Raw genomic sequence first — 4200 nt, forward strand, 5'->3', positions numbered from 1 at the left:
CCTCGAAGTCATCCGCAATGCGCTGGTCGCTGCGGCCGAGGAAATGAGCATCACGATCTGGCGCACCAGCCGCTCGACCGTGGTTCGCGAAATCCTGGATTTCTCGACCGCCGTCTTCGATGCGCAAGGCCGCAACATCGCCCAGTCCGCGCGCATCCCGGTTCACCTGAACTCGATGTCGGACTGCCTGCGCACGATCCTCGATCGCTTCATTCCACTCGACCAGTGGAACGACGGCGATGTCATCGTCACCAATGATCCCTATTCCGGCGGCCAGCATCTGCCTGATATCCAGACCTTCCGGCCGGTTTTCGTTGATGGCGAACGGGTCGGCATCGTCGGTACGCTCTGCCACCATGTCGATGTCGGCGGCGGTGCGGCCGGCAGCTACTATGCCAATGCGACGGAGGTCTTCCAGGAAGGCATCCGCATCCCGCCGCTGCGCCTCGTCGACAGAGGCGTGCTCAACACCGGCGTCTTCGAGATGCTGCTGCACAATGTGCGCCAGCCCGACGAGACGCGCGGCGACCTCAACGCGCAGATCGCCGCACTCGGCATCGGCGAGCGGGCCGTGGCGCGCATGGCCCGCAAATACGGCTCCGCCTCGCTCGCAGCCGCAATGTCGGCCATCCTCGACGGCTCCGAGCGCATGGTGCGCGCCGCGCTGAAGGCGCTTCCCGACAGCGAATCCTCCTTCGTCGAACTGGTCGATGATGATGGCCAGTCGGAAGAGCCGATCCGCCTTGCGGTGAAGATCATCAAGCGCGGCGAGACCATCACGCTCGATTTTGAGGGGTCGAGCCCGCAGGTGAAGGGGCCGGTCAACAACACCCCCGCCATGACCTGCTCGGCCGTCTACTACGCGCTGCTGGCGGCACTCGGCGGCGAGATCCCGGCCAATTCCGGCTGCTATCGCGCCGTCACCGTGAAGCTGCCGGAAGGCAGCGTGGTCAACGCGGTCTTCCCGGCGCCCGTCGCCGGCCGCATGGTCGTCAACCATCGCATCGCGACCGCCGTCTTCGGCGCGCTGGCGCAGATCATGCCGGAGCGCATCCCGGCTGCCTATTACGCGATCTCCTATGTCTACGCGCTGCAGACGACGAACCCGAAGGGCAAGCGCCAGGTCTATTTCGACATTGAGGTTGGCGGTTGGGGCGGACATGCCAGAGGCGACGGCGCGAGCGCGCTCTCCTGCGGCCTGCACAACAATACCAATGCCCCGATCGAGATGGTCGAGGCCAAGTACCCGGTGACCTTCACCAGATACGGGCTCATTCCCGACTCCGGCGGCGCCGGTGAATTCCGTGGCGGGCTGGGCCTCGTGCGGGAATGGCGATTGGACGCGGCCGAGGGCTCGCTCTCGACCAATTTCGAGCGTTTCCGGCATGCGCCCTATGGCATTGGCGGCGGAGAGCCCGGTTCGCTCAGCCGCACCACCGTGACGCGCGCGGACGGCTCGAAACTTTCTCTCCAATCCAAGGTCTCGGGCATCCCGTTGAAGGCCGGCGACACCGTCACCATCGAGACATCCGGCGGCGGCGGCTTCGGCGATCCGGCGCGGCGCGATCCGAAGCGCCTCGCCAAGGACCTCTCCGACGGGCTGGTGACGCCGAAGGCCGCGTCCCGGTTCTACGGCGCCGAACAGGACAAGGAGGAGGCGGCATGAACACGCAGAGTTCCGCCGACGGCGTTCAGATGACGCTCGCCCAGGTCGAGGCGCTGACGCGGCGCGTGCTGCTCGCCTGCGGGGTCGATCCGCGCAACGAAGCGCCGATCACGGCTTCCGTCGTCGCGGCGGAGGCCGAAGGCGTGCATAGCCACGGCCTCGCGCGCCTGCCGACCTATTGCGAACACGCCCGCGTCGGCAAGATCGACGGGAAGGCGCGCCCCGTGCTCGATAGCCCGAAGCCGGGCCTGGTCCGCATCGATGCCAAGGGCGGCTTTGCCCATCCGGCGATCGATTTCGGCCTGCCGGCTTTGTGCGAGGCGGCAAAGGCCCAGGGCATCGCCGCCCTCGCCGTCACCAACTCCTATAATTGCGGCGTGGTCGGCTATCATGTCGAACGCATCGCGCAGAATGGCTTGCTGGCCCTGGCCTTCGTCAACGCTCCGGCCTCGATCGCGCCGGCGGGCGGTGCCACGCCGGTCTTCGGCACCAATCCGATCGCCTTTGCGGTGCCACGTGCGGGGCGCGAGCCGTTGGTGCTCGACCAATCCTCCAGCGTCGTCGCCAAGAGCGAAATCGTCGTCCACCAGCAGCGCGGCGAGGCGATCCCGCTCGGCTGGGCGTTGGACAGGGACGGCAATCCGACGACCGATCCCAAGGCCGCGCTGGCCGGTGGTTCGATGGTCCCGTCCGGCGGCTACAAGGGCGCCGGCCTTGCCTTGATCGTCGAGGTCTTCGCAGCCTGGCTGACCGGCGCCAGTCTCTCGATCGATGCGTCCTCCTTCGCCGACAATCTCGGCGGCTCGCCCCGCACCGGCCAGTTTTTCATCGCGATCGACCCTGGCGAACTGGTGGGCGAGGGCGCTTCGTCCCGCCTCGAGCGCCTGTTCGATGCGGTGGCCGGTCAGCCCGGCGCCCGCCTGCCGGGCGAGCGTCGCGCCGGCGCCCGCACACGCACGGCGACCGACGGCATCATCATTTCGCGCAAGCTCTTCGACACGATCGAGGCCTACGCCAGACCGGCATAGGCTCTGCATGGGGTGGCGCGGCTTGCGCTCCGGCACGGCCGCTCCCACACTCGTACGGGCAGGATCCGGGGGACAGCTTGATGACATACCGCGTCACGGTCGGAGGGCATGTCCACGTCTTTGCCGATCTGAAGCAGTTGATGGCGAAGGCGACGCCACTGCGTTCCGGCGACATGCTGGCCGGCATCGCCGCCGCCAGCATGGAAGAGAACATGGCGGCGAAGATCGCGCTCGCCGACCTGCCCCTGCGAACCTTTCTCAATGAGGCGCTGGTGCCTTACGAGGACGACGAGGTCACCCGCCTGATTCTCGATACCCATGATGCGGCCGCCTTCGCGCCGATCGCGTCGCAGACGGTCGGCGAGTTCCGAGACTGGCTCTGCTCGGAGAAGGCGACGCCGGAGGTCCTGGCCGCTATCGCACCCGGCGTGACGCCCGAAATGGCAGCCGCCGTTTCCAAGCTGATGCGGAACCAGGATCTCATCCTGGTTGCCCGCAAATGCCGGGTCGTCACGCGCTTTCGCGACACGATCGGCCTGCCCGGCACGATGGCCGTGCGCCTCCAGCCGAACCATCCGACCGACGATGCCGCCGGCATCCTCGCCTCGACGATCGACGGGCTGCTCTATGGCTGTGGCGATGCCGTGATCGGCATCAACCCGGCGTCCGATTCCCTGCCGGTGCTCGGTGATCTCGTCCGCCTGCTCGACGAGTTGATCCACCGCTTCGACATTCCCACGCAAAGCTGCGTGCTGACCCATGTCACCAGTGCGATCGCGCTGATCGGGCAGGGCGCGCCGGTCGATCTCGTCTTCCAATCCGTCGCCGGCACGCAGAAGGCCAATGAATCCTTCGGTATTTCGCTGTCTGTGCTCCAGGAAGGCCTGGAGGCCGGGCGTTCGCTGAAGCGCGGCACAATCGGCGACAACGTGATGTATTTCGAGACCGGACAGGGCTCCGCGCTCTCGGCCGACGCCCATCACGGCGTCGACCAGCAGACGCTGGAAGCGCGGGCCTATGCCGTCTGCCGGCCCTTCGAGCCGCTGCTGGTGAACACGGTCGTCGGCTTCATCGGCCCGGAATATCTCTATGACGGCAAGCAGATCATCCGTGCCGGGCTGGAGGATCATTTCTGCGGCAAGCTGATGGGCGTGCCGCTCGGATGCGACGTCTGCTACACCAACCATGCCGAGGCCGATCAGGACGACATGGACACGCTTCTGACCCTGCTCGGCACGGCCGGGGTCAATTTCGTCATGGGCGTGCCCGGCGCCGACGACGTCATGCTGAATTACCAGTCCACCTCCTTCCACGACCAACTCTATGTCCGCGAGGTGCTCGGGCTGCGACGCGCACCCGAGTTCGAGGCCTGGCTGCGACGCATGGACATCACGGATGAGGCCGGGCGGTTGAGCAGCGGGCGGGGTGGGCAGGCCTTGCTGGCGGCCATGCAGGGGCAGGCGGCGTGAGCGGCGACGACATGCTCCCGGCCGACGAGCGCTGGGC

At 67.0% G+C, this 4200-nt stretch carries 3 protein-coding genes; all 3 read left to right on the forward strand.

Translation table 11 applies throughout. The features are described from left to right. Positions 1 to 1666: hydantoinase B/oxoprolinase family protein (locus tag AC1DRP_RS35390; RefSeq protein WP_476770989.1), on the forward strand; the 1666-nt coding region annotated here is incomplete at its 5' end. Then, entirely contained in the window at positions 1663 to 2694 is a 1032-nt protein-coding gene (locus tag AC1DRP_RS35395; protein ID WP_441507090.1) for an Ldh family oxidoreductase, read from the forward strand. The genes AC1DRP_RS35390 and AC1DRP_RS35395, both read left to right, overlap by 4 nt. 80 nt (positions 2695 to 2774) lie before the next feature. Continuing rightward, positions 2775 to 4163, forward strand: a complete 1389-nt coding sequence (locus AC1DRP_RS35400) for an ethanolamine ammonia-lyase subunit EutB (RefSeq protein ID WP_441507091.1) — start codon at positions 2775 to 2777, stop codon at positions 4161 to 4163. Positions 4164 to 4200 lie beyond the last annotated feature (37 nt).

Source organism: Allobosea sp. 01N443 (assembly GCF_056399325.1).